Source organism: Streptomyces sp. MBT53, from assembly GCF_016654115.1.
Taxonomy (GTDB): Bacteria; Actinomycetota; Actinomycetes; order Streptomycetales; family Streptomycetaceae; genus Streptomyces.
Window position 1 is genome coordinate 100,514 of record NZ_JAEQAZ010000002.1, and the last position, 25,809, is coordinate 126,322.

Genomic DNA, 25,809 nt, shown 5'->3' on the forward strand with positions numbered 1-25,809 from the left:
TGAGCGCCCCTTCAGGGGCGCGGGGAACTGCGCGACCAGCCACAACCGGCCCGCAGCGACCCAACAACCGATCTAGGCACACGCAGACAACGGCGACACCGGGTCCAATGCACGCACAGGCCGCACACAACCGACCGGCTCCCCACCCCCCAGCAACGACTCCCCCGCGAACTCGGCAAGCTGAACCGGATCAACGCCAGCCCGAGCAAGCCCGGCGGCAGCCACCGGCACACGCGCCCGATTGGCCCCATCCGCGATCTTCACCGCGACCGCCCGCCCATCAGGCAACGCGGCAACCTCAACACCCTCGAACCCGTCCTTGGCCAACAGCCCGGGAACGGCCCGCATCAACGCGGCCACATCCCGCCCGGACCCGGACGCCATCTCGGCGAACTCCCGCATCGCGTCAGCGACCCGAGCCTCGGGCGTACCGGGCGCAGCGGTGGTAATCCGCGAGACGGCCCGAGCAAGCCCGTGCAACGAGATGGAGAACAGCGGAGCCCCGCACCCATCCACACTCACCCGAGCGATCCGCTGCCCGGTGAGATCCTCGACGATCTCCGCGATCGCCTGCTGAAGCGGGTGCGCGGGGTCGAGATAGTCGTCGAGGGACCAGCCATTGAGCTTCGACACGTACAACATCGCCGCGTGCTTCCCGGAACAGTTCTGCGCGAGCCGCGACGGGGCCCGCCCTTCACGGACCCACGCATCACGAACAACGGGGTCGAAGGGCAGATCCGGAACGTTGCGCAGATCGTCCTCGGTCAGCCCGGCGAGTTCGAGGATGCGCCGGGTCCCGGCGAGGTGGCGTTCCTCGCCGGAGTGGCTGGCGGCGGCGAGCGAGAGCAGTTCGCCGTCGAGCGGCAGTCCCGCCCGCACCATGGCGACGGCCTGGACGGGCTTGATCGCCGAGCGCGGGTAGAACGCGGCCTCGATGTCGCCGAGTTGGAGCTGGACCTGGCCGTCGGCGTCGAGGACGACGACGGAGCCGTAGTGGATGCCCTCGATCATTCCGCCGCGTATGAGGTGGGCGACGGGTGCGTGGAGGGGTTCACGGATGAGGGGTGGGTCCGCGAGGGGACTGCTGTACATCACTGCCTGTCAGGTCAGGACGGCGTGGGTCTCACGCGTCGGGTGCGGTGGTGGACGTGCTCGCCACGCGGCGGCGGACGGCGAACCATCCGGCGACCAGCGCGGCGGCGATCAGCGGGAGACACAGGACGGTGGTGCGTCCGGCGCCGCCGTCGGCGTACATGAGGACCAGGACGGAGGCGAGGAAGGCCAGCGTCACGAGTTCGGTCCAGGGGGAACCCGGCAACCGGTAGCTGGGCCGGGTGAGTTCGCCCTTCTCGGTCTTCCGCCAGAAGAGGAAGTGGCAGAGCATGATCATGCCCCAGGTGGCGAGGATGCCGATCGCCGCGAAGTTGAGGACGATCTCGAACGCGTCCGCAGGGACGACGTAGTTGAGGCCGACGCCGAGGACGCAGATGCCGCTGGTGAGCAGGATGCCGCCGTAGGGGACCTGGCTGCGGCTCATGACCGAGGTGAACTTGGGGGCGGAGCCGGACATCGCCATGGAGCGGAGGATGCGGCCGGTGGAGTAGAGGCCGGAGTTGAGCGAGGACATGGCCGCGGTGAGGACGACGAGGTTCATGACGCCGCCCGCCGCCGGGATGCCGATGTGCGACAGCACGGTGACGAAGGGGCTCTGGCCGGCGCTGTACTTGTTCCAGGGCAGCAGCATCGAAAGCAGGAGCACCGAGCCGACGTAGAAGAGGCCGACGCGCCACATGATCGAGTTGATCGCCTTCGGCATGATCTTCTCGGGGTTCTCGGTCTCGCCCGCGGCGACGCCGACGAGTTCGACGGAGGCGTAGGCGAAGACGACGCCCTGGATGATCAGGAGCATGGGCAGCATGCCGTTGGGGAAGATGCCGCCGTTGTCGGTGATCAGGGACGGTCCTGGGGTCGTGCCGTCGACCTGGTGCTGGGTGGCCAGCAGGAAGATGCCGATCAGCATGAAGACGACGAGCGCGCTGACCTTGATGATCGCGAACCAGAACTCCAGCTCGCCGAAGAGCCGTACAGAGATCAAGTTGACCGTCAATACGACCGCGAGGGCGATCAATGCGATCAACCATTGAGGGATGTCGGAGAACATGCCCCAGTAGTGGGTGTACACGGCCACCGCGGTGATGTCGGCGATGCCGGTGGTGGCCCAGTTCAGGAAGTACATCCAGCCCGCTATGTACGCGCCTTTCTCGCCGAGGAACTCACGGGCGTACGACACGAAGGCGCCGGACGAGGGCCGGTAGAGGACGAGTTCGCCGAGGGCGCGGACGACGAGGAAGGCGAAGAGGCCGCAGACCGCGTACGCGATGAAGAGGGAGGGGCCGGCATCGGCCAGGCGACCGCCCGCGCCGAGGAAGAGGCCGGTGCCGATCGCGCCGCCGATGGCGATCATGTTGACGTGCCGGGACTTGAGGGACTTGCTGTAGCCGGCGTCTCCGGCGTCGACATGGCCGGATCGTTTCTGCACGCCGTTGTGCAGGGGCTGCTCACTGTCGTGAAGGGACTGCTCGCTCACGCCTCGGGTCCGCCTTCCGTGGGGGTGTCCGTGCGCGCGGGGCGCACGATGTCGGTGAGGGTCGTCTCGACCCGGTCGAGGTGGTGGGACATGGCCTCGACGGCGTCCGGCTCGCTGCCGTCGATCAGCGCCTCGACGATCGCCCGGTGCTCGCGGTTGGACTGCTCGCGCCGGCCGCCGAGTTCGTTGAGGAACGCGGACTGGCGGGCCAGCGCGTCGCGGATCTCCTCGATCACCCGGCGGAACACCGGGTTCTGCGCGGCCTCCGCCACGGCGAGGTGGAAGAGGGTGTCCATCGCGACCCACGCGGTGGTGTCCGTCTCCTGTTCCATGCGGTCCAGGAGGTGGGCCAGGTGGTCCAGGTTCTCCGGGGTGCGGCGAAGTGCCGCGTACCCGGCGACCGGGATCTCGACGTGGCGGCGCACTTCCAGCAGGTCGCTGGCCGCGTAGTCGCCGAAGGTGGGGTCCTCCACGGCGTTGGCGACCACGAAGGTGCCCTTGCCGGTCTTGGAGACGGTCAGGCCCATGGTCTGCAGGGCCCGCAGGGCCTCGCGGAGCACGGGTCGGCTGATCTCCAGGGTGCGGCACAGCTCGGCCTCGGAGGGCAGCTTGTCGCCGATGGCGTAGTCGCCGCGCTCGATGGCGCCGCGGAGGTGGACGAGCACCGCTTCCATGGCGCTGACGCGCCGCGGTCCGACTCCACCTGTCTGGCTGTCTGACAGGTTCACGGACGTGATCCTGCGGGTGACGGGACAGTGCTGTCAAGCGGTCGGAAAAGAAAAATACAGAGGGCGTGAAGCCTGAAAATCCGGCTTCACGCCCTCCGTCATGATCGACCCGGCGGTGTCAGCTGTTGAGCACACCCGCGCCGAGCAGCCCGAACAGCAGGACGCCGATGATGATCCGGTAGATCACAAAGGCGTTGAAGGAGTGCTTCGCGACGAACTTCAGCAGCCAGGCGATGGAGGCGTAGGCCACCACGAAGGACACGATCGTGCCGACGGCGAGCGGGGCGGCGCCGACGCCCGACCCCAGGGCGTCCTTCAGCTCGTAGATGCCGGCGCCGGTCAGGGCCGGGATGCCGAGGAAGAACGAGAGCCGGGTGGCGGCGAGGCGGTCCAGGTCGAGGATGAGACCGGTGGACATGGTGGCGCCGGAGCGCGAGAAACCGGGGAAGAGCAGCGCGAGGATCTGTGAACTGCCCACCAGCATCGCGTCCTTGAAGGTGGTGTCGTCCTCACCGCGCTTGTGCCGGCCCATCTGGTCCGCGGCCCACATGACACCGCTGCCGACGATCAGCGAGGCGGCGACCACCCACAGCGAGCCGAGCGGGCCGTCGATGAGCGGCTTCGCGGCGAGGCCCACGATCACGATCGGGATGGTCGAGTAGATGACCCACCACGCGAACTTGTAGTCGTGGTGGTAGCGCTCCTCCTTGTTGAACAGGCCGCGCCCCCAGGCGGTGACGATCCGCACGATGTCCTTGAAGAAGTACAGGAGCACGGCGGCGATGGCGCCGACCTGGATGACGGCCGAGAACCCGACGACGGAATCGTCGTCCACGGGGATGTTCATCAGCCCCTCGACGATCTTCAGATGGCCGGTGGAGGAGACGGGCAGGAACTCGGTCACCCCCTCGACGACTCCGAGGACGGCGGCCTGACCGACGCTGATGACGCTCATGAGATCCAGTTCTTCGGGATTGGTCGACAGTGCTGTAGACAATAGCGCTGGAGGCGGTCCTGTACGGGCGCGGGATCCGCCCGATTTCTTACGCCCACAGGGCCTGCGCGATCGACACCCCGACAAATGCCGCACCGAGGCCCGCCATCACGCTGCCGACGACGTTGGCGGCAGCGTAGAGCCCCGCCCCTGTCTCGGTCAGTCGCAGTGTCTCGTACGAGAAGGTGGAGTACGTCGTCAGGGCCCCGCAAAGGCCTGTCCCGACGAGGAGTTGGAGATGCGAGCCCGCCGCACCGGCGGACACGGCGCCGGTGAGGGTGCCCAGGATCAGACAGCCGGTGACGTTCACCGCGAAGGTGCCCCAGGGGAAGACGGAGTCGTGTCTGGTCTGCACGGCACGGTCGGTGAGATAGCGGAGCGGGGCGCCGACGACGGCTCCCGCGACGACCAACAGCCAGTTCACAACGACTTCTTACCCTTCGCGTCCGATGTGCGGGACGCATCCGTACGGCCCGCGTACCGGATGACCTCGCAGTCGTCGAGGATCACGAGTCCCCCGGTGACGAGTTCGTCGAGCTGCGGCAGGAAGTCCCGTACGCGCTCCTCGGTGTCCACGATCACGATGGCCACCGGCAGGTCCTCGCTGAGCGACAGCAGCCGGGTGGTGTGGATCAGGGAGGAGGCGCCGAAGCCCTCGATGCCCCGGAAGACGCTGGCGCCGGCCAGCCCGGCGGTGTGCGCGCGGTGGACGATCTCCGTGTAGAGGGGCTTGTGGTGCCAGGTGTCGTTCTCGCCGATGAAGACGGTCACGCGCAGGGCGCTGCCGGTCAGCCTGGTCATCGCTGCCTCCACTTCAGGACGCGCCGGGCCGCCGTCACCGCGAGCCACACCGCCGCGAGGGCCGCGAGCAGGGTCGCGGCGAGATAGGCCAGCGCGGTGCGGGGATGGCCCGCGTCGACCAGTTTCTGGATGTCGACGGCGTACGTCGAGAAGGTGGTGAAGCCGCCGAGCACACCGGTGCCGAAGAACGGCCGCACCAGCCGGTGGGCGGCCCACACATCGGTGATGACCACCATGAACACGCCGATCACGGCACACCCGACGACATTGATCCAGAACGTCGTCCAGGGGAATCCGCCGCTCTGCGCGGGCCACCACAGGGAGGCCGCGTAGCGCCCCGTGGCCCCGATGGCGCCGCCGAGCGCGACCACCGCGACCACGGGTCCCTGACCGCGCCAGACGGACGGGCGTGGGGCCTGTGGCCGGGCGCGGACGCTCTCGGCCTCGGGAGCTGTCATGGCCGTACGTCTCCTACTCGTCGGGGGCCCTGGGGGCACACGCCTCTACAAGTAGGGACCGTTGGCGGCACCTCTGCCGCGGTTCGGGTACGGCGGGCCCCACCGCCGCGCCGCGAGGAGTGCTCGCGGCCGGGCATCAGGGTAACGCCGGTGACGTGCCGGGGTCACTTCGGGGCGGGCGGCTCGCACAGCGCGATCCCGCGCTCCCGCACGCTGCCGAGCACCAGGTGCCCGGCCGCCTCGCAGACGCTGGTGGCCATCCGGTAGGGCGAGCCGTGCGCGACGAGGTGGTGGACGACGGCTCCGTCGTCGTCGAACGCCATGGCTCCGATCATGCCGGTGGGGCGGAAGGGCACGCGTACGGCGACCCGGGCTACGGCCTGCCGCGCGGCGGGCGGTGCCTGGTGGAGGAGTTCGAGTGGCGGGACGCGCGGGCCGGCCAGCGCCACCCAGATCGGCCCGTCCGGGCCGCCGCGCCAGAGGTTGTCGGGCATTCCGGGGAGGTCGTCGGCGAAGGACTCGCTCAGGCCCGTCTTCGGCCCGGTGAGCCAGTAGCGGGTCAGCCGGCGGGCGCCGGTCTCCGCGACGACCAGGAAGGACTCGTCGGCGCTCGCGGCGAGTCCGTTGGCGAACTGGAGTCCGTCCAGGAGGACTTCGGGGCTGTCGGCGCCGGGTGCGAGGCGCAACAGCCGTCCCGTGCCGGTGTGTTCGACGATGTCGCCGATCCACTGATCGATCGGGTAGCGGAGGCTGAAGACGGTGAAGTACGCGCTGCCGTCCGACAGTGCGACCACGTTGCTGCAGCCCCGCAGCGGCTCCCCCGCCACCGAGTCGGCGAGGACGCGTACGCTTCCGTCCCCCAAGTCCACGCGCAGCAGCCCGCGTTCCGAATCGGCCACCAACAGGGCGTCGTCCGGGAGGAGTTCGAGGCCGAGCGGCCGTCCGCCGGTGTCGGCGAGGGTCTCCACCCGCACCGCCTCGGGGTCGATCAGCCCGTCGAGACGGAGGATGCGGCCGTCCTCGACGCCGGTCAGCACCCGGCCGCGGGCGTCGGCCACCACGTCCTCGGGACCCACGCCGCCGATCGCGACGTAGCGGCGGGCGAGCAGCGCCTCGGGTCGGTCCACGAACACCTCCACGGTTGGGACCGGCGCGCGTACGCTTGCTGTTCTTCCCGGTCATCGCCGCACCCGGTCACGTTTGCCGAGCGTATTCCCGGTGACCCGGATCGCGCTGCCGACAGGCGAGAAGTGAGAAGGGGGCCTCGCATGACGTGGTCGGCCGCCCGCCACGCGGGAACGCCCCGGTGAACCGTGTCCGCACCGCGTGGCAGCGCCTGGGCCTGGCCGAACTCAACCGGCGCGGGCGGGAGTTGGAGCTGCTGCACCGGGCCATGGGATTCGCGACGCTCGCCCTCGTGACACTGGCGCCGCTGCTGATCGTGGTGGCCGCGGCCGACCCGATCGGGCACGGCGGGTTCGCGCTGTGGCTGGTTGACGGCATGGACCTGTCCGGCCGCTCGGCCCGTGCGCTCACCGATGTCTTCACCCCGCCCCGCAAGGTCATCGGCACCACCAGCGCCTGGAGCGTGGCGCTGCTCGCGCTGTTCGGGCTGTCCTTCGCGTCGAGTGTGCAGAGCGGATACGAGCACGTGTGGCGCCCGACCGGTGCGCCCTGGCACCGCATCTGGCGCCAACTGATCTGGCTGGTCATGCTGATGGGCTATCTGTACGCGCAGGTGCAGACCCGCAACGTCCTCGCGGGCACGCCCCGCATCCTGCTCAGCATGGCGGCCGGTCTGCTGTTCTTCTGGTGGGGCCCGCACTTCCTGCTCAGCCGCCAGGTCCACTGGCGCTATCTGCTGCCGGGCGCGCTCGCCACGATGGCGGGCCTGGTCGGCCTGCGCTGGTTCTCGTACCTGGTGTTCACCCCGCTCCTGGTCACCAACGCGGTCAGCTACGGCCCGGTCGGCACGGTGCTGGTGGTGGAGTCCTGGCTGGTCGGCGTGGGGTTCGTGCTCTACGGCGGCGCGCTGGTGGGCAGGCTGCTGTGCGAGCGGTTCGGGGACCCGGACGCGTCGTTCCGCACGCAACCGGAACCACCGGAGGGAGCGGACGTCGGCCGGGACACGGCGTGACGCTCGGCCTACCAGCCCTTCTCGAACATCCGGGCCACCTCGGCGATCCGGACCTCGTCGCGCTGGTAGTAGGTACGCAGCCGGATCCGCCGGGTGCGCAACAGGCCCAGGGACGCGAGGAGTTCGAGGTGGGTGTCGGCCACCTGGCGGGACACCCCCAGCTTGGCCGCCACCGCCTCCGCGCTGACCCCGGCCTCGGCGAGATACCGGTGCGCCGGGAAGTGGGCGGCCGGATCTCTCAGCCACTCCAGGATGTCCAATCGCCGCTGACTTGCCGGAGTCCTCAGCATCTCGTGCCCCTCCGTCCTGCGCGCCGCTTGCCGCGTCCCCCCACTCTCCCGCAGCACGGTCCACCGCGTCCCGGACTCGGTGCCCCTTGTCCGGGACCGACCGTTCCTGTTCGACGCGGCGGTCGCCGCTGGGGCATGGGGCTACGTGCGGGACGCGCGGAGACCGCCGGGACCGAACTCCGGCTTCCGCAACCGAAGTTGGCCGAACCACACCGTCGCAGCCGCACAAGAACGCACGCGCGCCGAACGCCATCGAGCCGCGCGCCCGCGGCACGTTCACCGGCCAGCGGCTCGGTGCCGTCGACGCCGAGGCGCAGCGCAACGGACGGGACGCGGTAACCCGCCAGGGAACGAACTCCCGCCTCCAGAACAGGAGTTGACTGACCCACACTGCCACAGCCGCACAAGAACGCACGCGCGCCGGGCGTCGGACGTCCCCCTCCGCCCGCGGCTCACGGCTCTCGCGGGCGGAGGGGAGTCGGCTCAGCCGTCGAGTCGTACGACCCGCACGGCACCGGCGGAAACCGCGAGACCGCCCGCCGCCCGCTCGCCGGTCAGCAGTTCGGTGCCGTCGGTGCCCAGCGGCACTTTGACGTCCGAGGCACTGTGGTTGATCGCGAAGAGGAAACTCCCCGACTCCCCTTCCCTGCGCACGACTTCCACGTCGTACGGCAGCTCGGCGCGCGGGGCGATCCGGGCGTCCTCGGCGGCCCAGCCGAGCAGGGCGTCGAGACCGTGCGCGTCGAGCCGCGTGGACACGTACCACGCGGTGCCCTCGCCGAGGCGGTGCCGGGTGACGGCCGGGTGGTCGGCGGTGAGGCCCTCGGCGTACGTCCACACGGTCTCGGCGCCGCGCGGGACGACGAACTCGGTCCATACGTCGCCGGTGAGTTCGGAGCCGTCGGGGCCGGTGACGCGCACCCGGTCGCCTTCCAGCAGCGGCGAGAACTCCTCGACCGTCAGGCCGAGTACGTCCCGCAGCGCGCCGGGATACGCGCCCTCGTGGACGGCGTCGTGCTCGTCGACGATGCCGGAGAAGTAGGAGACGACGAGGGTGCCGCCCTGCTCGACGTACCGCTGAAGGTTGCGGCCGGCCGCCTCCGTCGTCAGGTACAGGGCGGGTACGACGACAAGGGGATAGGCCGACAAGTCGGCTTCCGGGTGGGAGAAGTCGACGGTGAGGTGGCGGTCGTAGAGGGCTTCGTAGAAGGCGTCCGCGCGCTCGCGGGCGTCGTGGTCCTGGCTGGGGCGCCACTCCAGTTTCTGCGCCCACCACGACTGCCAGTCCCATACGACGGCCACGTCGGCCTGTGTGCGCGTCCCGCGCACAGCGCTCAACTCCTCGACGGACGCGCCGAGTTCGACGACCTCACGCCAGACGCGCGTCTCCGTGCCACCGTGCGGGAGCATCGCGGAGTGGAACTTCTCGGCGCCGCGCCGGGACTGCCGCCACTGGAAGAACATCGCGCCGTCCGAGCCGCGCGCCACGTGGGAGAGGGCGTTGCGGGCCATCTGGCCGGGGGCCTTGGCGGGGTTGCGGGGCTGCCAGTTGACGCCCGAGGTGGAGTGTTCGAGGAGCAGCCAGGGGGCGCCGCCCGCCACCGAGCGGGTGAGGTCGGCGGCCATCGCGAGATTGACGTGGGTGCGGCGTCCGTCGGTGATCAGGTAGTGGTCGTTGGTGACGAGGTCGACCTCGCGGCCCCAGGCCCAGTAGTCGACGGACTCGCACTGGCTGAGGGCGGCCATGAAGTTGGTGGTCACCGGGATGCCGGGCGCGAGGCGGTGCAGGATGTCCCGTTCCGCGACGAAGTTCTCGCGCATGGTGGCGTCCGCGAACCGCGTGTAGTCCAGCGCCTGGGCCGGGTTGACGGCGGTCGGGGTGAGGCGGGGCGGGTTGATCTGGTCGAGGGTCGCGTAGCGCTGGCCCCAAAAGGCCGTACCCCAGGCCTCGTTGACGCCGTCGACGCTTCCGTACGTCGTCGTCAGCCAGCGGCGGAAGTGGGCGGCGCAGGAGTCGCAGTAGCAGGCGGAGACGGGGACGCCGTACTCGTTGAAGACGTGCCACAGCGCGAGGGCGGGGTGGGTGCCGTAGCGCTCGGCGAGGCGGGTGGTGATGTTCGCGGCGGCGGCGCGGTAGTCGGCGTTGCTGTGGCAGATCGCGCCGCGTGAGCCGAACTCGTAGCGGGTGCCGTCGGCGGTGACGGGGAGGGCCTCGGGGTGGGCGCGGTAGAACCAGGCGGGCGGCGCGACCGTGGGGGTGCCGAGGTCGGCGCGGATGCCGTGCTCGTGCAGGAGGTCGAGGAGGCGGTCGAGCCAGCCGAAGTCGTACACACCGGACTCGGGTTCCAGCAGGGCCCAGGAGAAGATCCCGACGCTCACCATGGTGACGCCGGCCTCCCGCATCAGCCGGACGTCCTCCTGCCAGACGCTCTCCGGCCACTGCTCGGGGTTGTAGTCCCCACCGAAGGCGAGCCTGGTGAGCCCCTTGGGTGTGGTCTCCGGCATGGATCTCTCCCGTAGTCGATCATTTGGGAACGTGCACACAGCACGCCTTGAGGCGCTGCCCCAACATAACCGCACGTCCGTGACCGCTGACAAGTGTCCCCGATGTTTCTCTGCCGTGAATGCTGTGAACGCTCCCATAGTGCTCCTCCAGCGGTGCTTCGGGCTCCGGGCCCGGGAGCCGTAGAGTCGTGACCATGAGCAATACGGGGGGTCGGCGCAGACCACCGACGATCCATGACGTGGCACGCGAGGCGGGTGTCTCACGGGGCACGGTGTCGCGGGTCCTCAACGGCGGGCACTATGTGAGCCCGGCCGCGCAGGAGGCCGTCAACGCGGCCATCCGCAGGACGGGCTACGTCGTGAACCGGCACGCCCGCTCGCTGATCACCGGGCGCTCGGACTCGGTCGGTTTCCTGCTGACGGAGCCGCAGGAGAAGTTCTTCGAGGACCCCAACTTCAACATCCTGCTGCGCGGCTGCACCCAGGCGCTGGCCGCGCACGACATCCCGCTGCTGCTGATGCTGGCCGGCACCGAGGACGAGCGGCGGCGCATCACCCGGTACATCACCTCCGGGCATGTCGACGGGGTGCTGCTGGTGTCCAGCCACTCCGGGAACCCGGTGGCGGAGGAGCTGAGCGAGGCGGGCGTGCCGCTGGTCGCGTGCGGCAAGCCGATCGGGCTCGGCTCCAAGATCAGCTATGTGGCCGCCGACGACCGGGATGGTGCCCGGGACATGACCCGGCATCTGCTCTCCCTGGGCCGTCGCCGCATCGGCACGGTCACCGGGCCGCTGGACACCCCGGGCGGTGTCGAGCGCCTCGCCGGCTACAAGGAGGTGCTCGCCGAGGCGGGCGTCGAGGTGGACGACCGGCTCGTCGTCTCCGGCGACTACAGCCGGCTCAGCGGCGAGCGCGGCGCCGAGCGGCTGCTGGCCCAGGTCCCGGACCTGGACGCGGTGTTCGTCGCCTCGGACCTGATGGCGCGGGGTGTGCTGACCACGCTGGAGCGGGCCGGGCGGCGGGTGCCGGAGGACGTGGCGGTCGGCGGTTTCGACGACTCCCCCGCCGCGCTCGCGTCCAGCCCCGAACTCACCACGATGCGGCAGCCGTTCGACCGGATCAGCGCGGAGATGGTGCGGGTGCTGCTGGCGCAGATCGGCGGCGAGGACACGTCGGCGGTGATCCTGCCGACGGAGTTGGTGAAGCGGGAGTCGACGTAGGAGGGGGGCGAGCCGTCGGCGCGCCCCCCTCCTCACTTCCGCACCGCCGTCAGGCGGTCGGGTTGACGGTCACCTCGGCCGTGTTGTTCGCGCTGTTCGGGTCGAAGGCGGCGGGCCTGTCGGCGTGGGCGTGGACGATGACGTGGCCGGTCGCGTCGGGGACGACCCGGTCGATGCGCAGCCGGAACGGGAAGCTGACGTCCGCGCCGGGTCCGGCCCAGATGGGCAGGTCGCAGGCGTAGTGCGGGACGGTCGAGTCGTCGCCCGCCGACCGGGCGCCGTGGCAGGTGCTGGGCATGGACGTGGCGGTGGTGCCTTCCGGGAGGTAGAAGTCGACCGTGGCGACCGGGTCGCCCGAGCCGGCGTTGGCGACCCAGGCCGGGCCGTCGTTGGTGAACCGGATGGCGGCGGTGACGGTGTCGCCGGCCGCGCCGCTCACCTCGGTGCCGTGCGCGGCGAAGTCGGCGGTGTTGTCGGCGTCGATGTTCCAGGCGCGGCCGTTGTCCGAGCTGTCCAGGTCGGTGACGCCGTCGACGGGCTCGATGCCGTAGTCGAACCGCTCGAAGAGCGCGTGGTCGTTGACGGTGAGTTGCAGCGGCGCGGGCAGTTCGACGGTGGCGCCGGGTGCGATGTCGGTGTCGAAGGCGCAGGTCGCGTGCGTCATGGGCATGTAGGTGCCAGTGGCGTCCGGCTCGGTGTAGGTGCACTGCGGGTAGCGGGTGACGACGTCGAGGCCGTACGTCGCGTACAGCTGGACCGTGAAGCCGTGGGCGGTCTCGTTGCCGGTGTTGGTGACGGCGAAGGGCACGGTGATGTCGGTGCCGACCGGGACGCCGGCCCTGTCCTGCTGGGCCTCGATGCCGAGGTCCGGGCCGGTGCGGACGGTGACGGGGGTCTCGTTGCCCTCCGAAGCGGTGAGGGTGCCGTCGGGTCCGCCGGTGGCCTCGGCGGAGTACTCGATCGTGCCCTGCGCTCCCACGGCGGCGCCCGCGACGGCCCGCACCTGGAGCTGCACCTCCGCGCTGTAGCGCGTGGGCACGTCCCCGGTGTCGCAGACCGCGACGGTGCCCGCGCCGTTCGGCGTGCAGTTGTCGGGCCAGGCCACCTCCGCGACCCCGGCGAGCCCGGACACGTCGACGGTCAAGTGACCGTCCGTCACGGTGAAGTTGTCGTTGTCGTGGTACAGCCCGAGCTTCAGCGTCCGGTACATCGCCGTGCCGTCGGCCGGGGCCACGGTGACCGACTGGTCGTACGGCGCCTGGATCCACAGGTTGTCGGTCTGCGGCTCGTCGTCGGCGAAGGCGGACCCGCTCCCGAGACCGGTGAGGACCAGCACCCCCACGGCGCCGGCACAGGCTCCGCGACGCAAGCGACGCCGGACGGAGACAGATCTCATGACATCCCCCATTGTTGGTACAGCAGTGACCCCGGCAAGTGCTCGGTGCCGGGCGGGAGTTAGACGATCTGCCGATACGGAAGGTTGTAGTGGGAGGCGTGTCTATACCCTTTGGTAGAGACGCCGATCCTCCGCCGCGCCGACGATTCACCGGCCGTCGGCCGGAATGCTCGTGGCCATGGACATCACTTCGCTCACCGTCGTACTCAGTGTGATCGTGGTCCTCGCCGCCTCGGTCCTCGTCGTCTCCAACGAACCCCCGCTGTGGGTCTATCTGTTGAGCGGTGCGGGCTCGCTGCCCCTGAGCGGTGTCCTGCTCGGCCTGCCCGCCGTCTCGTCCGTGCTCGTGGACGGTTCAGCGGCCGCTTGGGGTCTGCGGCTCGCGGCCGCCTCGACCGTCGCGGTCGTGCTGAGCTTCTTCTTCGGCGGGGACGGTCCGGCACTGGGGCCGGGCGAGGGCGGTGACGGCGAGCGCGAGGACGCAGGCCAGGCAGAGCCAGGCGAAGGTGTCGCCGATCCGGTCGTAGATCGTGGTGACGCCGCGGACGGGCACGTAGGCCACCATGGTCTGCTGTTCGGTCGTGAAGTAGTCGGTGGTGGCGAGGACATGGCCCTCGTGGTCGTAGGCGGCCGAGACGCCCTCCGCGTCCTGGCGGATCAGTGAGTAGCCGCCCTCGACGGCCCGCAGGCTCGCCTTCTCGGTGTGTGCGGCTCCGTACTCCCGCCAGTCGTGGGAGGGGACGAGCATGATGTCGGCCCGGGTCCGCATCATGGCGGGGAAGTCGGCGTCGTAGCAGATGACATTGGCGATCCGGCCGTACGGGGTGTCGGCGACGGGCACGCGGCCGTCGCCCGGCGTGAACTTCTCGGAGCCGGGGATGGGGTGGGCCTTCTGGTAGGTCCACAGCACCTTTCCGCGCGGGTCGATGAGGAGCGCCTCGTCCTTGTCGTGGGCGGGTCCGCTCCGGCTGTAGACGCGGACGCCGATCTCCAGGTAGATGCCCGACCGGCGGGCCCGGTCCTGGGCGGCGGCGACGGCGGCCGGCTCGTGGGCCTCCTGGACCTTGACGGCCTCCTCGGGCCAGATGACGATCTTCGCTCCGGCGGCGGCCTCGCGCCGGGTGGCGACCAGCAGGTCGTTCTCGACGGCGGTCATGGCGGGTTCGACCGTCGCGGCGGGCGCGGTGGCGATGTCCAGGACCTTGGAGAACACCGCCTGCTGGGCGTCGGTCACGGCCCGGGCGGGGCTGATTCCGGCGACACGGACGGTGGAGGCCGTGGAGGGGGCGAGGGCGAGGCGCGCGCCACCGGCGAGTACGACGGTCAGCAGTACGGCCACGTAGACCAGGCCGCCCCGCCAACCGGGCCGTTCCCAGAGGCGGTTGACGGTGCTGGCGAAGTAGGCGATCAGGAAACCGATCCCCCACGGGCCGGTGACGGAGACGACCTGGAGGAGCGGAAGGTCGCCGTACTGGGTGACCGCGAGCGAGCCGTAGGCCGTGCCGAACGGGGACACCACCGTGATCAGGAACTCCGTGGCGGCGACGGCGGCCGGGAAGGCGAGGGCCGCGACGCCCGGGCGCAGTCGGCCGGTCAGCAGTCGGTCGGCCAGGAACGGCAGCGTCTGCAGGGCGGCCAGCGCGACGGCGCCCGCGACCACCACCGGGCCGAAACCGATCGCCGACTCCTGGACCCAGAAGACGGCGGCCACCGCGTGCGCCGCCCAGATCCACAGGGCCCCGGACCAGGCACGGCCGATCCGCGTGAAGCGCAGCAGGAGCACCAGGGAGATCCAGGCGGCGGCCGGGACGTCCCACCGGCCGCCCACCGCGAACAGCGAGGTCCCGGTGCCGAGCAGGAGCAGGGTCCACCTCGCGGCTGGGCGTGAACTCCCTTTCCTGTCACGGGACTTGGTCACCTCAGCCGTGGCGGGAGAAGGGCGGGTCTGTTCTCCGGGGAGGTTCGTCATGGGGAACGACGCTAGGAGTGCGGGACCCCATGGCGCCTCCGTCCCCGCGGCGATCTCCTGCGGGACCGCGCAACCATCGATGCGCGACCGGCGGAGGATCCGGCCGAACTGCCGCTGCCCTAGCCTGATGAACTGAGATGGTCATGGAGACGAGGGCCCTGCCACGGGCCGCACAGCGCTGGTTCGCCGCCCGGCCGCGACTGACGGATGTCGCGCTCGGCGGCGGCCTGACGCTGTTCGACATGGCCACCGTGCTCGGCCGCAGCCCCACGCCGAGCGCATGGGCCGTGGCCCTGTGGGGAGCGCAGACCGTCCCGCTGCTGTGGCGGCGGACCCGTCCCCGTACCGTCCTGGCCGCGATGACCGTCCTCTACGTCGCCTTCCAGGTGCTCGGGCCGATCCCGGGGAAGATCCCCGGCCCGTTCCTGCTGATGATCGGGGTGTACGCCCTCGCCCGGTACGAACCGGTCGCGGCCAGCGTGCCGGGGACTCTGCTGTGCCTCGCCTCCGCCATGACCGCCGACGCTCTCAGCGGGCACTGGCAGACACCGCACCTCGGGTCGCTCGAGCCGATCAGCGCCACCACGTTCGTCTTCTTCTTCGCCCTCGCCTGGACCCTGGGACACGGCAGACGCAGGATCGGCGCCGACGCCGACCGGCTGCGCGACCTCAACCGCCGGCTCAGGGCCGAGCAGGAGCTCAACGCCCGGCAGGCGGCGATCGCCGAGCGGGCGCGTATCGCCCGCGATCTGCACGACGTCGTCGCCCACCACGTCAGCGCCATCGCCGTACAGGCCCGGGCCGCGCAGGACGTCATGGACGACGATCCGCCCCTCGCGGCTCAGGGGGTCGAGTTGATCGCCACCACCGCCGACACCGCGCTCGTCGAGATGCGGCGCCTGCTCGGGCTGCTGTCGTTCCGGGAGCGGGAACTCGCGCCCGAACCGTCCCTCGACCACCTCGACACCCTCATCGACGCCGCCCGGTCGGCGGGGTGCCGGGTGACGTACGCGCCGGAGATCCGGGCGGGGGCGGCGCCGTCCGCGGGGATGCGGGTCTCGGCGTACCGGATCGTGCAGGAGGCGCTGACCAACGTGGTCAAGCACGCGGGGCCCGTGGATGTGCTGGTCAGCGTGTGCGGCGACGACAGCGGCCTCGTCATCGAGGTGCGCAACGACCCGGCCGCTCCGGGGCACCGGTCCGTCACCGGATCCGGCCGGGGGCTCGTCGGCATGCGGGAACGCGTGGCGGCCTTCGACGGTGAGCTGGCGGCAGGGCCGCGCGCGGACGGCGGCTGGGGGCTGCGCGCCGTCCTGTGCGGGACGGCGCCACGAACCGCGGAGGCGGCCGGATGACCGTACGTGTGCTCGTCGTCGACGACCAGGAGATCGTCCGGACCGCGCTGCGGCTGGTCATCGACCGCCGGGAGGGCCTGTCTGTCGTCGGCGAGGCGGCGGACGGTGAACAGGCCGTGGCGCGGGCGGTCGAACTCCGGCCCGACGTCGTGCTGATGGACGTACGCATGCCCGGCACGACCGGCGTCGAGGCCACCCGGCGCATCGTCCGCGACTGGCCCGGGCCGGGGCCCGCGCCGCGGGTCGTCGTCCTCACCACGTTCGACCTGGACGAGTACGTGCACGCGGCGCTTCGCGCGGGCGCGGCCGGCTTCCTGCTGAAGAACAGCCGTCCCGACGACCTCGCCCGCGCCCTCCACGCGGCGGTCGACGGGGAGCCCGTGCTCGCGCCGAGCGTCACGCGTCGGCTCATCGACACCCTGACCGCGGTGCCCACCGCGCTCCTCCCCGGCACCCCGGACACGCCACCGGCACCCGGCGAGCCCGCGCTGACGGAACTGCTCACCGAGCGCGAACTGCAGGTCCTCGTCCTGGTCGCGCGCGGCCTCTCCAACTCCCGGATCGCCTCCGACCTCGGGCTCAGCGAGGCGAACGTGAAGAGCCGCGTCAACCGCATCCTCACCCGCCTCGGCCTCGACAACCGGGTGCAGGCCGCCCTGATCGCGCAGCGCGCGGGCCTCACGGGAACCCCGTGAGCAGGTCTTACGGACCGATGACACGGCGGCCGTGACACTGCCGCCCGCCGGGTCCGCGGTCCTAGCGTCTGACCCATGCGAGTACTGGTCACCGGCGGTGCCGGGTTCATCGGGTCCCATGTCGTCGAGGCGCTGACCGCACGCGGGCACGAAGCGGTCGTCTTCGACCTGCGCGACGGCCACGAGGTGCGCAATCCCCAGGCGGTCGCGTCCGCGCTGCCGGGCGTCGACGCCGTATGCCATCAGGCGGCGAAGGTCGGACTGGGCACGGGATTCGGCGACGCGCCCGACTATGTCTCCCACAACGACCTCGGCACGGCCGTGCTGCTCAGCGCGATGGCCGAGGCGGGGGTGCGCCGACTGGTGCTCGCCGGGTCGATGGTCGTCTACGGCGAGGGCGCCTACACCTGCGAGCGGCACGGCCCCGTACGGCCGGGGCCCCGAGCCGCGGCCGACCTGGACGCCGGGTGCTTCGAGCCCCGATGTCCGCGCTGCGGCGAGGAGTTGACGCCGGGACTGGTGGGCGAGGACGCTCCGGTCGATCCCCGCAACGTGTACGCGACGACCAAGCTGACCCAGGAGCATCTGGCGGCGAACTGGGCGCGCGCCACGGGTGGTTCGGCCGTCTCGCTGCGCTACCACAACGTGTACGGCCCGAGGATGCCGCGCGACACCCCGTACGCCGGGGTCGCCTCCTTCTTCCGGTCCGCACTCGCCCGTGGCGAGGCCCCGAAGGTGTTCGAGGACGGCGGCCAGCGGCGGGACTTCGTACATGTACGGGACGTCGCGGGGGCCAACGTGACGGCGCTGGAGTCCGAGTCCCGGGCGGGGGCGCTGACCGCGTACAACACCGGCAGCGGGGACCCGCACACGGTCGGCGAGATGGCGCACGCGCTGGCCGCCGCGTACGGCGGGCCCGAGCCCGTGGTCACCGGGGAGTACCGGCTCGGCGACGTCCGCCACATCACGGCGGACTCGTCCCGGCTGCGGGCCGAGCTGGGCTGGAAGGCGGAGGTCGGATTCCCGGAGGGGATGCGGGAGTTCGCGGTGTCGAAGCTGCGCGGGGAGCGGTAGCGGCTGGGCGGCCGGGGCGCTCCTGCGTTCGCCGCCCGGCGGCCGCCCCTCGGCCTGTCTTTCGGCTCGGCCCGGCGACTGTCGCTCGCGGCCCTGCCGGGCGGCTGCCCCCTCGGCCTGGCCAGCGGCTGTCCCCGGCCCGACCTGGCGCCGTCCCTCGGTCCGATCCCACGCCTGTCTCCGGTCCGATCCGACGCCTGCCCCCGCCCTGACCTGGCGCCGGCCCTCGGTCCGGCCCGGCGGCTGTCCCTCGGTCCGATCCGACGCCTGCTCCCGGTCCGGCCTGGCGCTGTCCCTCGGTCCGGCCGGGCGGCCGAGGGAGCCTGCGGTGTTCAGCCCTCGGCCATCGGCAGTGTCACCTCGAAGCGGCAGCCGCCGGACACGTTCCGTACGGCGGCCCGGCCCTGGTGGGCCTCGACGATGCCGCGCACGATCGCCAGGCCCAGGCCCGCCCCCGCCGGAGGCGTCCGCGCGTGGGTGCCGCGCCAGCCCGTGTCGAAGACTCGGGGCAGATCCTCCTCCGGGATACCGCCGCAGCCGTCCGTCACGGACAGCACCACGCCCTCGGCGGACCGCTCGGCGGCGACCGCGACCGTGCCGTCGGCCGGTGTCCGCCGGATCGCGTTGACCAGCAGGTTTCCCAGCACCCGGCTCATCTCGCGGCCGTCCACCTCGACCGGCACCGCCACGATCCGGTCGCCGACCAGCCGTACCCCGTGCTCGCGGGCGAGGGGGTCCGCGCCGGCGAGGGCGTCGCCGATCAGGTCGTAGAGCGACATCCGCGACGGGGAGAGCGTGAGGGTCCCGGCGTGTATGCGGGAGAGTTCGAAGAGGTCGCCGACCATGTCGTTGAGGCGTTCGACCTCGGTGCGGATCTGGCGCAGATAGCGGTCGGGGTCGGCGGCGACGCCGTCCTCCAGGGCCTCGGACATCGCGCGCAGTCCGGCGAGCGGGGTGCGCAGATCGTGGGAGATCCAGGCGACGAGTTCGCGGCGCGAGGACTCCAACGCGCGTTCGCGGTCCCGGGATTCGGCGAGCTTGGCGCTGGTCGCGGCCAACTCCCGGCTCAGGTCGGCCAGTTCGGCCGTCGCCGCGCCCTCGGGTGCCGAGAAGTCGCCGCCGTCGCCGAAGTCCCGTGCGGCGCGCGTGAGTTCACGGCTGCCGGCGACGACCCAGCGGCCGAGCAGCAGCGCCGTGAGCAGGGAGACCACGGCCGCCATGGCGACGACGGTGGTGACGACGGACAGGTCGTGCGAGGACAGGAACATCGCCTGGGCCACCGCCAGCGTGCCCGCGAACATCGCCGTCACCGCGACCGCGGCGACCACGGACACGGACGCGGTGAGCGACCGCCGGCGCAGCAGCCAGAGCGCGCCCGCGCCGAGCACCCCGGCCCCGGCGGCGCCCAGAAAGGCGAACAGGGCGATGAGGACCATGTCGCGCATGATCAGCCTTCCTCTACGGAGCCGGTGCGGGCGGGCTCGAAGCGGTAGCCGACGCCCCACACCGTCTGGATCAGGCGGGGTCTGGCGGGGTCGTCCTCGACCTTGCCGCGCAGCCGTCGCACATGCACGGTGACGGTCGACAGGTCGCCGAAGTCCCATCCCCAGACCTCCCGCATCAGGTCCTCCCGGCTGAAGGCGCGCCCGGGGTGCCGTAGGAAGAAGGCGAGGAGGTCGAACTCCCGGAGGGTGAGGGCGAGTTCGGTGCCGTTCTTGGTGGCGCGGCGGGCGGCGGGGTCGGCGGTGAGTCCCGCCGAGCGCAGGGGACGGGTCACGGCCGGGGGGCCGCTGCGGCGCAGGACGGACTCCACGCGGAGGACGAGTTCGCGTGGGCTGAACGGCTTGGTCACGTAGTCGTCGGCGCCGACCTCCAGGCCCAGGATCCGGTCGTCCTCGTCGCCGCGCGCGGTGAGCATGATGACCGGCACAGGTCCGTGGCCGCGCAGCCGACGGCACACCTCCAGGCCGTCCATGCCCGGCAGCATCAGGTCGAGGACCACCAGGTCCGGCCAGTGCGCGGCGGCGCGGGCGAGCGCGCCCGGCCCGTCCTCGGCGCGGTCCACGACGTATCCGGCGCGGTCGAGGTATCCGGAGACGACCTCGGCGACGGTCGGGTCGTCGTCGACCACGAGGACGCGCGTCGGGTGGGCCTGCCCGCTCTCGACGGGCACGGCACCTGGGGATTCGTACGGCTGCTGCATGTCATCAAGGGTCCCACCGGCCGCGCCCGCCTTCCGAATCCGCTGCCCCGACGTCCGTGTTTCGTAAGGAACCGAAGCCCGTTATGCCGGATTCACGCTCGTAGGGTGAAAGCCGTGACGACACCTCCCCCACCAGATCCGGACCCGGCGCCCGTCGACGTGGTCCTCCCCTGCCTCGACGAGGCCGAGGCCCTGCCCTGGGTACTGGCCCGCATTCCGCGGGGCTGGCGCGCGCTGGTCGTGGACAACGGGTCCACGGACGGTTCGGCGGCCCTCGCCCACAGCCTCGGCGCCACCGTCGTGCGCGAGGAGCGCCGCGGGTTCGGCGCCGCCTGCCACGCCGGGCTGCTGGCCGCCACCGCGGACATCGTGTGTTTCTGCGACTGCGACGCCTCGCTCGACCCGTCCCTGCTGGTGGACTTCGTGCGCGAGGTACGCGACGGCGAGGCCGATCTCGTGCTCGGGCGGCGCCGCCCGCAGGGGCGCGGGGCCTGGCCCGCGCACGCCCGGGCGGGCAACCTCGCACTGGCCCGGATGCTGCGCCGCCGCACCGGACTGCGGCTGCACGACCTGGGCCCGCTGCGGGCCGCCCGCCGCACGGAGCTGCTCGCCCTCGGCCTCACCGACCGCCGCAGCGGCTATCCGCTCCAGATGGTGGTGCGCGCCGCCGACGCCGGTCTGCGCGTCGCCGAGCACGACGTGCCGTATCTGCCGCGCACCGGCGCCTCCAAGGTCACCGGGACCTGGCGCGGCACCTGGCACGCGGTACGGGACATGCGCCGGGTACTGGCCGAACCCGCGACAGCGCCGACAGCCGTCCCCTCACCTCAAGGAGCCCATTCCCGGTGACCACCCTTCTCGTCATCGCCAAGGAACCGCGCCCAGGACGGGTGAAGACCCGGCTGACTCCGCCGTTCTCGCCCGAGGAGGCCGCCGCGCTCGCCGAGGCCTCGCTCGCCGACACCCTGCACGTACTGCTGGCGACGCCCGCACGGCGCCGGGTGCTGGTGCTCGACGGAACGCCGGGCCCCTGGCTGCCGCCGGGCTTCGACGTCGTACCGCAGTGCGGAGGCGGGCTCGACGAACGGCTCGCCGCCGCCTTCGCGGGCTGTGACGGGCCCGCGCTGCTGATCGGCATGGACACCCCGCAGGTGACGCCCGCGCTCCTCACCGTCGACTTCGCCGACTGCGACGCGTACTTCGGCCCGGCCGAGGACGGCGGCTTCTGGGCGCTCGGCCTCGCCGACCCCGATCCGGCGCTCCTGCGGGGCGTACCGATGTCGACACCGACCACCGGCGCCGTACAACGCGCCCGGCTGACCGCCGCGGGCCTGCGCGTCCGCGACCTTCCGCCTCTGCGGGACGTCGACACGGCGTACGACGCCGAGCTGGTCGCCGCCGAGGCGCCGGAGGGGCGGTTCGCGAGGGAACTGGCGCGGCTGAGGACGGGAGTCGGCAGGTGAGGGCGGCGCGTCCGGTGCCGACCGGTGAGGGCGCGCGCCCCGTAACCACCCTCGTCGACTGTGCGCCCTCGGACTCCCCCGCACGCCCCTGGTCCGCCGACCCGTACACCGACGCCCTGCGCACCGGTCGCGGCCCGCTCTTCCTCCGCCGTACCGACGGCTGGCTGCTGCCCCTGGAGGTGGAGCGCTGGTGCGCGGAGGCGGACGCGGCGGACCGGGAGGTGCTGCGCCGGTGCGAGGGGGCCGTGCTCGACGTGGGCTGCGGGCCTGGGCGGCTCGTCGCGGCGCTCGCCGCGCAGGGGCGGCCGGTGCTGGGCATCGACGTCAGCGATGCCGCCGTCGCGCACACCGTCCGGCTGGGCGGGCAGGCACTGCGCCGGTCCGTCTTCGAAGCCGTCCCCGGCGAGGGCCGCTGGGACACCGCCCTCCTCATCGACGGCAACGTCGGCATCGGCGGCGACCCGCACGCCCTGCTGCGGCGGATGTCCCAACTCCTCGCCGATAAAGGGCTGTTGATTGTCGAGACCGCTCCGGTCGACGTCGACGAACGGGTACGGGTGCGGGTCGCCGACGGCCGTGGAGCCTCCGGTACGTCCTTCCCGTGGGCCCGTCTCGGCACCCCGGCCCTGTTGCGCCACGCCGGCTGGGCCGGGTGGCGCCCGGAGGGTCAGTGGACGGCCGACGACCGCTCCTTCCTCGCCCTGCGCAACCGCAGCAGCCGCAGCGACCGCAGGACGAGCAGCACGGCCGAACCGCCGAACAGCGCCGCCGTGACCAACAGCCAGCGGGACAGGAACCCGTCGCCGGAGAGCGTGGTGGCGGACCTGTAGCGGTCCGCGACCTCCCCGCTGATCAGCGGGAACCACACCAGCAGCAGAAGACCGGAGAGCAGCGCCGGGACCCGGACGTACCTCGTCCACTCCCGGTGTCCTGCGGCGCCCAGCACCCGTGCGAGAGCCTTGTCCGCGCCCGCGTACAACGGCACCAGCACCAGGTCGTGCAGCACCGCCGCGCCCACCAACCACAGGGCCACCCCGAACCAGTCGTCCGCGAGCAGCCGCACCCCCGCATAAGCCGCGAGCGCGAACGAGCAGGCCAGCAGAAGGAGTTGCAGCGGGCTGCCGAGGGACGGCCTCCTGAACGGAACGCGCATCACAGGTCTCCGAAGGTCATACGGGCCACCCATTTGGTGTTGAGCACGCCGGGTGCCGCGGGGACGATCACGCGGGCGGGGTAGCCGTGGTCGGGGGTGAGGTCCGCGCCGTTGACGAACAGGGCGAGCAGCGAGCGCGGGTCGCGGACCTGGTTGTCGCGCAGGGCGGACCGGCGGAACGCCCCGTGCCGTTGCAGGGACTCCACCAGGACGTCGGGGGCGGTGTCGGTGTCGTAGCCGACGAGTGCCGCGAGATCCCGCAGCCGTACGCCTCGCCACCACTGGTCGGAGGTCGACCAGCCCTCCACGCAGGCGATGGGCAACGCGGCGCTGTGCAGCGGGAGTTGGAGCAGTGCGGCGCGGTCCAGCCTGACCGTGCGGCCGTTGCCCTCGACGACCAGTCGCCACGCGTCCTCGGACGTCTCCCTGGCGTCGATGCCGACCGCCGTCGCCGTCTTGTTGATCTGGAAGGCGCCGGGTCCTGAGCCCGGTTCGGGTCCGCCGTGCGGTGCGAAGAGGGCGGTCTCCCGCAGTGGTCCGTCGAAGCCTCGGCCCACTGTCGTGCCGAACAGCAGCAGCGATCCGCCGCCGACCACGCCGAGGGCACCACGTCGCGAGACGGTGCGTTCGGCGGGGTTCGGGGACACCAACTCACCTTCCTCTGCCGGGTGTTCGCCCCTGATGTGGCGCAGGTTGCGCAGGGCCGCCGGTGTCTTCAGGACGGCGTGGGCGAGGAAGGCGGCGAAGAAGACCCAGGCGCCGTAGAAGTGCAGGGGGTAGAAGGAGCCGGGGAAGACGTAGTCGAGCTGGACGTTGAGGACGCCCGTGGTGAACTCGAACAGGCCGCCGCCCACGAGGAGCAGCAGCGAGAGGCGTTCCAGCGCGTGGGTGAGGGAGCGGGCCGGCGGCAGGGCGAAGAGCTTGGGGACGACCGACCACAGCTTCGCCAGCAGGACGGGGATCAGTGCGATGCCGAGGGTGACGTGCGTGCCCTGGGTGAGGCGGTACAGCCAGGACGGGTCGGTCGGCCAGGCGAAGAGATAGAAGCCCAGGAGGCCCTTGTCGGGGGTCTGGTCGTTCACCGGCGAGAGGTCCGGGTTGTAGGCCGCGTACGACAGCAGACCCGTCACGAACAGCACGGTGATCCCGACGAGCAGCACGATGCCCAGCACTGAGGTGAACCAGGGGCCGCGCAGCGGGCTGCGCCAGAAGGCGGGCGAGGAGGGGGAGCGTGGCATGCCCCGACCGTAGGCCGGGGACACCCCCCGAACGGGTTCGCAAACCATGACGAAACCCTGACGTCTGCCTCGGCGGCGGCTCCGCAGGACGCACCCCGACCTAGCGTGTCGATGTGAACCGCGATCTTCTCGTCGACCGCGAGCGCCACCACGGCGCCCGCCCCGCCGACCGTCCCCATGACGCTCCGGGCGACCGCCCGCGCGACCGCGTCCGCGATCTGTCGGCCGCCCTCGCCGCCGCCCTGCTCGTCCTGGTGGCGGTGCTCGTCGGCACCGCGATCCAGGACCGCCACCACTCGCTCTTCGTCGCCTGGCCGCCCGTGTTCGCCCAATGGGAACCGCACGTCGGTCCCGGCACCCCGGCGGCGCTCGCCGTCGCGGTCGCCGTGGTGGCCTACGGTCCCGTGCTCGCCGCCCAACTGCCATGGCGGGCCCTGCTGTTCAGCGCCTGGGGCACCGCCATGGCGTGGACGTTCTCGCTGGCCCTGGTCGACGGCTGGCAGCGAGGCATCGCGGGACGGCTGACGACCACGAACGAGTACCTGACGGTCATCGGCCGCTTCCACGACATCCCCGCCACCCTGCGCGACTTCACCCACCACATCCTCAGCCACTCCCCCGCACCCTGGCCCGCGCACATCGCCGGGCATCCCCCGGCGGCCACCGTCACCTTCGTCCTCCTGGACCGGATCGGGCTGGGCGGCGGGGCCTGGGCGGGCGTCTGGTGCATCACCGTCGGGGCGACTGCGGGCGCGGCGGTCCTCGTCGCCGTGCGCGTGCTCGCCGGTGAGCAACTCGCCCGCCGCGCCGCCCCGTTCCTCGTCCTCGCCCCGGCCGCCGTGTGGGTGGGCACCTCGGCGGACGGCTACTTCGCGGCGGTCGCCGCCTGGGCCGTCGCGTTCCTCGCCCTCGCGGTGACCGGACACCGGCCGCGCTCGACCGGTTTCGCCGCCGGGCTGTTCCTCGGCCTCACCGCGTATCTGTCGTACGGGCTGACGCTGTTCGCGGTGATCGCGGGCGCCGCACTGCTGCTCGGGCAGCGGCGGCTCCGCCCGCTCCCGTACGTCGTCGCCGGACTCGTCGTCGTACCAGTGGTGTTCACGCTGCTGGGCTTCAACTGGTGGGAGGCGTACCGCCTGTTGATTACCCGCTACTACGAAGGGGTCGGCGGGACCCGGCCGTACGGCTACTGGGTGTGGGCCAACCTGGCCTGCACCGTGCTGATCGTGGGCCCGGCGACGGTGGCGGGGCTGCGGCGGGCGGGCACCGCTTCCGTGCGGCCCCAACTCCCGGAGCTGCGAGGCGCTTTGCGCACGGCGGCGCCCCGACCCCGGCTCGCCCTGCTGGTGTTCGCCGCGCTGCTCGCGCTGCTCGTCGCGGATCTCTCCGGCATGAGCAAGGCGGAGACGGAGCGCATCTGGCTGCCGTTCGCGATGTGGCTGCTGCCCGCCTGCGCGTTCCTCCCCCGGCCCCGCGCCTGGCTGACCGCGCAGGCCGCTCTGGCGCTGCTCCTCAACCACCTGTTGCTGACGGGCTGGTGAGG

The 25,809-nt window shown here is 71.8% G+C and carries 24 protein-coding genes; 9 read left to right on the forward strand and 15 right to left on the reverse strand.

The genetic code is table 11. The annotated features are described in order from the left end of the window. Positions 1-72: 72 nt before the first annotated feature. From JHN45_RS01540 to JHN45_RS01575, 8 genes are all read right to left on the reverse strand, one after another. Complete coding sequence (locus JHN45_RS01540; protein ID WP_200708774.1) at positions 73-1,092, reverse strand: asparaginase; 1,020 nt, start codon at positions 1,090-1,092, stop codon at positions 73-75. A gap of 31 nt (positions 1,093-1,123) precedes the next feature. Then, positions 1,124-2,587, reverse strand: coding sequence for an amino acid permease (locus tag JHN45_RS01545; protein WP_201047672.1), 1,464 nt, complete (start codon positions 2,585-2,587; stop codon positions 1,124-1,126). Then, a complete protein-coding gene (locus JHN45_RS01550) occupies positions 2,584-3,261 on the reverse strand; it encodes a FadR/GntR family transcriptional regulator (protein WP_200686341.1) in 678 nt (225 codons plus the stop codon). The genes JHN45_RS01545 and JHN45_RS01550 overlap by 4 nt, the downstream gene beginning before the upstream one ends. A 172-nt stretch (positions 3,262-3,433) precedes the next feature. After that, complete coding sequence (locus tag JHN45_RS01555) at positions 3,434-4,270, reverse strand: undecaprenyl-diphosphate phosphatase (RefSeq protein ID WP_200708776.1); 837 nt, start codon at positions 4,268-4,270, stop codon at positions 3,434-3,436. Positions 4,271-4,358: 88 nt separating this feature from the next. Next, on the reverse strand, positions 4,359-4,733 hold the full coding sequence (gene crcB, locus JHN45_RS01560; RefSeq protein ID WP_200708777.1) for a fluoride efflux transporter CrcB: 375 nt from the start codon (positions 4,731-4,733) through the stop codon (positions 4,359-4,361). Then, positions 4,730-5,110, reverse strand: coding sequence for a DUF190 domain-containing protein (locus JHN45_RS01565; protein WP_201047673.1), 381 nt, complete (start codon positions 5,108-5,110; stop codon positions 4,730-4,732). Before JHN45_RS01565 ends, crcB (JHN45_RS01560) begins: the two co-directional genes overlap by 4 nt. Next, positions 5,107-5,568 carry a fluoride efflux transporter CrcB gene (gene crcB / locus JHN45_RS01570; RefSeq protein WP_201047674.1) on the reverse strand — a complete coding sequence of 154 codons (462 nt, stop codon included), beginning with the start codon at positions 5,566-5,568 and terminating at the stop codon, positions 5,107-5,109. The genes JHN45_RS01565 and crcB (JHN45_RS01570) overlap by 4 nt, the downstream gene beginning before the upstream one ends. Positions 5,569-5,732: 164 nt before the next feature. Next, a complete protein-coding gene (locus tag JHN45_RS01575) occupies positions 5,733-6,695 on the reverse strand; it encodes an SMP-30/gluconolactonase/LRE family protein (RefSeq protein WP_201047675.1) in 963 nt (320 codons plus the stop codon). A gap of 179 nt (positions 6,696-6,874) precedes the next feature. Here JHN45_RS01575 and JHN45_RS01580 point away from each other — a divergent pair, with 179 nt between their 5' ends. After that, the gene (locus JHN45_RS01580; protein WP_201047676.1) at positions 6,875-7,705 is read left to right on the forward strand and encodes a ribonuclease BN; all 831 of its coding nucleotides are present in this window, start codon (positions 6,875-6,877) and stop codon (positions 7,703-7,705) included. A gap of 8 nt (positions 7,706-7,713) precedes the next feature. On the opposite strand, the gene JHN45_RS01585 is transcribed toward JHN45_RS01580, so the two are convergent. Next, positions 7,714-7,995 carry a helix-turn-helix domain-containing protein gene (locus JHN45_RS01585; RefSeq protein ID WP_200708782.1) on the reverse strand — a complete coding sequence of 94 codons (282 nt, stop codon included), beginning with the start codon at positions 7,993-7,995 and terminating at the stop codon, positions 7,714-7,716. A 483-nt stretch (positions 7,996-8,478) separates the two neighbouring features. Further along, positions 8,479-10,500: a beta-galactosidase gene (locus JHN45_RS01590; protein WP_201047677.1), complete on the reverse strand. Its 2,022-nt coding sequence runs from the start codon at positions 10,498-10,500 to the stop codon at positions 8,479-8,481. Positions 10,501-10,688: 188 nt separating this feature from the next. On the opposite strand from JHN45_RS01590, the gene JHN45_RS01595 reads away from it, so the two are divergent. Next, positions 10,689-11,720 (forward strand): LacI family DNA-binding transcriptional regulator, encoded by a 1,032-nt coding sequence (locus tag JHN45_RS01595; RefSeq protein WP_200716149.1) that lies wholly within the window; start codon positions 10,689-10,691, stop codon positions 11,718-11,720. A 49-nt stretch (positions 11,721-11,769) separates the two neighbouring features. Here the strand turns inward: JHN45_RS01595 and JHN45_RS01600 are convergent, their stop codons facing one another. Both JHN45_RS01600 and JHN45_RS01605 read right to left on the reverse strand, forming a co-directional pair. Then, positions 11,770-13,116 carry a hypothetical protein gene (locus JHN45_RS01600; protein WP_236583061.1) on the reverse strand — a complete coding sequence of 449 codons (1,347 nt, stop codon included), beginning with the start codon at positions 13,114-13,116 and terminating at the stop codon, positions 11,770-11,772. A 355-nt stretch (positions 13,117-13,471) separates the two neighbouring features. Further along, positions 13,472-15,085: a nitrilase-related carbon-nitrogen hydrolase gene (locus tag JHN45_RS01605; RefSeq protein WP_236583062.1), complete on the reverse strand. Its 1,614-nt coding sequence runs from the start codon at positions 15,083-15,085 to the stop codon at positions 13,472-13,474. A 143-nt stretch (positions 15,086-15,228) separates the two neighbouring features. On the opposite strand from JHN45_RS01605, the gene JHN45_RS01610 reads away from it, so the two are divergent. The 3 genes from JHN45_RS01610 to JHN45_RS01620 all read left to right on the forward strand — a co-directional run bounded on the left by JHN45_RS01610 (position 15,229) and on the right by JHN45_RS01620 (position 18,209). Continuing rightward, positions 15,229-16,440: a sensor histidine kinase gene (locus tag JHN45_RS01610; protein ID WP_236583063.1), complete on the forward strand. Its 1,212-nt coding sequence runs from the start codon at positions 15,229-15,231 to the stop codon at positions 16,438-16,440. Continuing rightward, the gene (locus JHN45_RS01615) at positions 16,437-17,135 is read left to right on the forward strand and encodes a response regulator transcription factor (protein WP_201047679.1); all 699 of its coding nucleotides are present in this window, start codon (positions 16,437-16,439) and stop codon (positions 17,133-17,135) included. Before JHN45_RS01610 ends, JHN45_RS01615 begins: the two co-directional genes overlap by 4 nt. Positions 17,136-17,210: 75 nt before the next feature. Then, entirely contained in the window at positions 17,211-18,209 is a 999-nt protein-coding gene (locus tag JHN45_RS01620; protein ID WP_201047680.1) for an NAD(P)-dependent oxidoreductase, read from the forward strand. Positions 18,210-18,541: 332 nt separating this feature from the next. Here the strand turns inward: JHN45_RS01620 and JHN45_RS01625 are convergent, their stop codons facing one another. Together JHN45_RS01625 and JHN45_RS01630 are read right to left on the reverse strand one after the other, a co-directional pair. After that, a complete protein-coding gene (locus JHN45_RS01625; protein WP_201047681.1) occupies positions 18,542-19,654 on the reverse strand; it encodes a sensor histidine kinase KdpD in 1,113 nt (370 codons plus the stop codon). 2 nt (positions 19,655-19,656) lie between these two features. Beyond that, the gene (locus JHN45_RS01630) at positions 19,657-20,412 is read right to left on the reverse strand and encodes a response regulator transcription factor (protein WP_201047682.1); all 756 of its coding nucleotides are present in this window, start codon (positions 20,410-20,412) and stop codon (positions 19,657-19,659) included. Positions 20,413-20,517: 105 nt separating this feature from the next. On the opposite strand from JHN45_RS01630, the gene JHN45_RS01635 reads away from it, so the two are divergent. Genes JHN45_RS01635 through JHN45_RS54305 form a run of 3 tightly spaced genes read left to right on the forward strand, consistent with a single transcriptional unit; the run spans position 20,518 to position 22,705 of the window. Then, complete coding sequence (locus tag JHN45_RS01635; protein ID WP_201047683.1) at positions 20,518-21,261, forward strand: glycosyltransferase family 2 protein; 744 nt, start codon at positions 20,518-20,520, stop codon at positions 21,259-21,261. Further along, positions 21,258-21,875, forward strand: coding sequence for a DUF2064 domain-containing protein (locus JHN45_RS01640; RefSeq protein WP_201047684.1), 618 nt, complete (start codon positions 21,258-21,260; stop codon positions 21,873-21,875). Before JHN45_RS01635 ends, JHN45_RS01640 begins: the two co-directional genes overlap by 4 nt. Further along, positions 21,872-22,705 carry a methyltransferase domain-containing protein gene (locus JHN45_RS54305; protein ID WP_201047685.1) on the forward strand — a complete coding sequence of 278 codons (834 nt, stop codon included), beginning with the start codon at positions 21,872-21,874 and terminating at the stop codon, positions 22,703-22,705. Before JHN45_RS01640 ends, JHN45_RS54305 begins: the two co-directional genes overlap by 4 nt. 322 nt (positions 22,706-23,027) lie before the next feature. Here JHN45_RS54305 and JHN45_RS01655 read toward each other — a convergent pair whose 3' ends face one another. Beyond that, positions 23,028-24,266, reverse strand: coding sequence for a molybdopterin-dependent oxidoreductase (locus tag JHN45_RS01655; RefSeq protein ID WP_201047686.1), 1,239 nt, complete (start codon positions 24,264-24,266; stop codon positions 23,028-23,030). A 113-nt stretch (positions 24,267-24,379) separates the two neighbouring features. On the opposite strand from JHN45_RS01655, the gene JHN45_RS01660 reads away from it, so the two are divergent. Further along, a complete protein-coding gene (locus tag JHN45_RS01660) occupies positions 24,380-25,807 on the forward strand; it encodes a hypothetical protein (protein WP_201047687.1) in 1,428 nt (475 codons plus the stop codon). Positions 25,808-25,809: the final 2 nt, after the last annotated feature.

Bases quoted from the DNA above. Each gene is read 5' to 3' on its own strand.
- JHN45_RS01540 (WP_200708774.1), bottom strand. From the start codon at position 1,092: ATGTACAGCAGTCCCCTCGCGGACCCACCCCTCATCCGTGAACCCCTC.
- JHN45_RS01550 (WP_200686341.1), bottom strand. From the start codon at position 3,261: ATGGAAGCGGTGCTCGTCCACCTCCGCGGCGCCATCGAGCGCGGCGAC.
- JHN45_RS01555 (WP_200708776.1), bottom strand. From the start codon at position 4,270: ATGAGCGTCATCAGCGTCGGTCAGGCCGCCGTCCTCGGAGTCGTCGAG.
- JHN45_RS01565 (WP_201047673.1), bottom strand. From the start codon at position 5,110: ATGACCAGGCTGACCGGCAGCGCCCTGCGCGTGACCGTCTTCATCGGC.
- crcB (WP_201047674.1), bottom strand. From the start codon at position 5,568: ATGACAGCTCCCGAGGCCGAGAGCGTCCGCGCCCGGCCACAGGCCCCA.
- JHN45_RS01585 (WP_200708782.1), bottom strand. From the start codon at position 7,995: ATGCTGAGGACTCCGGCAAGTCAGCGGCGATTGGACATCCTGGAGTGG.
- JHN45_RS01590 (WP_201047677.1), bottom strand. From the start codon at position 10,500: ATGCCGGAGACCACACCCAAGGGGCTCACCAGGCTCGCCTTCGGTGGG.
- JHN45_RS01600 (WP_236583061.1), bottom strand. From the start codon at position 13,116: ATGAGATCTGTCTCCGTCCGGCGTCGCTTGCGTCGCGGAGCCTGTGCC.
- JHN45_RS01605 (WP_236583062.1), bottom strand. From the start codon at position 15,085: ATGACGAACCTCCCCGGAGAACAGACCCGCCCTTCTCCCGCCACGGCT.
- JHN45_RS01610 (WP_236583063.1), top strand. From the start codon at position 15,229: ATGGAGACGAGGGCCCTGCCACGGGCCGCACAGCGCTGGTTCGCCGCC.
- JHN45_RS01615 (WP_201047679.1), top strand. From the start codon at position 16,437: ATGACCGTACGTGTGCTCGTCGTCGACGACCAGGAGATCGTCCGGACC.
- JHN45_RS01620 (WP_201047680.1), top strand. From the start codon at position 17,211: ATGCGAGTACTGGTCACCGGCGGTGCCGGGTTCATCGGGTCCCATGTC.
- JHN45_RS01625 (WP_201047681.1), bottom strand. From the start codon at position 19,654: ATGCGCGACATGGTCCTCATCGCCCTGTTCGCCTTTCTGGGCGCCGCC.
- JHN45_RS01630 (WP_201047682.1), bottom strand. From the start codon at position 20,412: ATGCAGCAGCCGTACGAATCCCCAGGTGCCGTGCCCGTCGAGAGCGGG.
- JHN45_RS01655 (WP_201047686.1), bottom strand. From the start codon at position 24,266: ATGCCACGCTCCCCCTCCTCGCCCGCCTTCTGGCGCAGCCCGCTGCGC.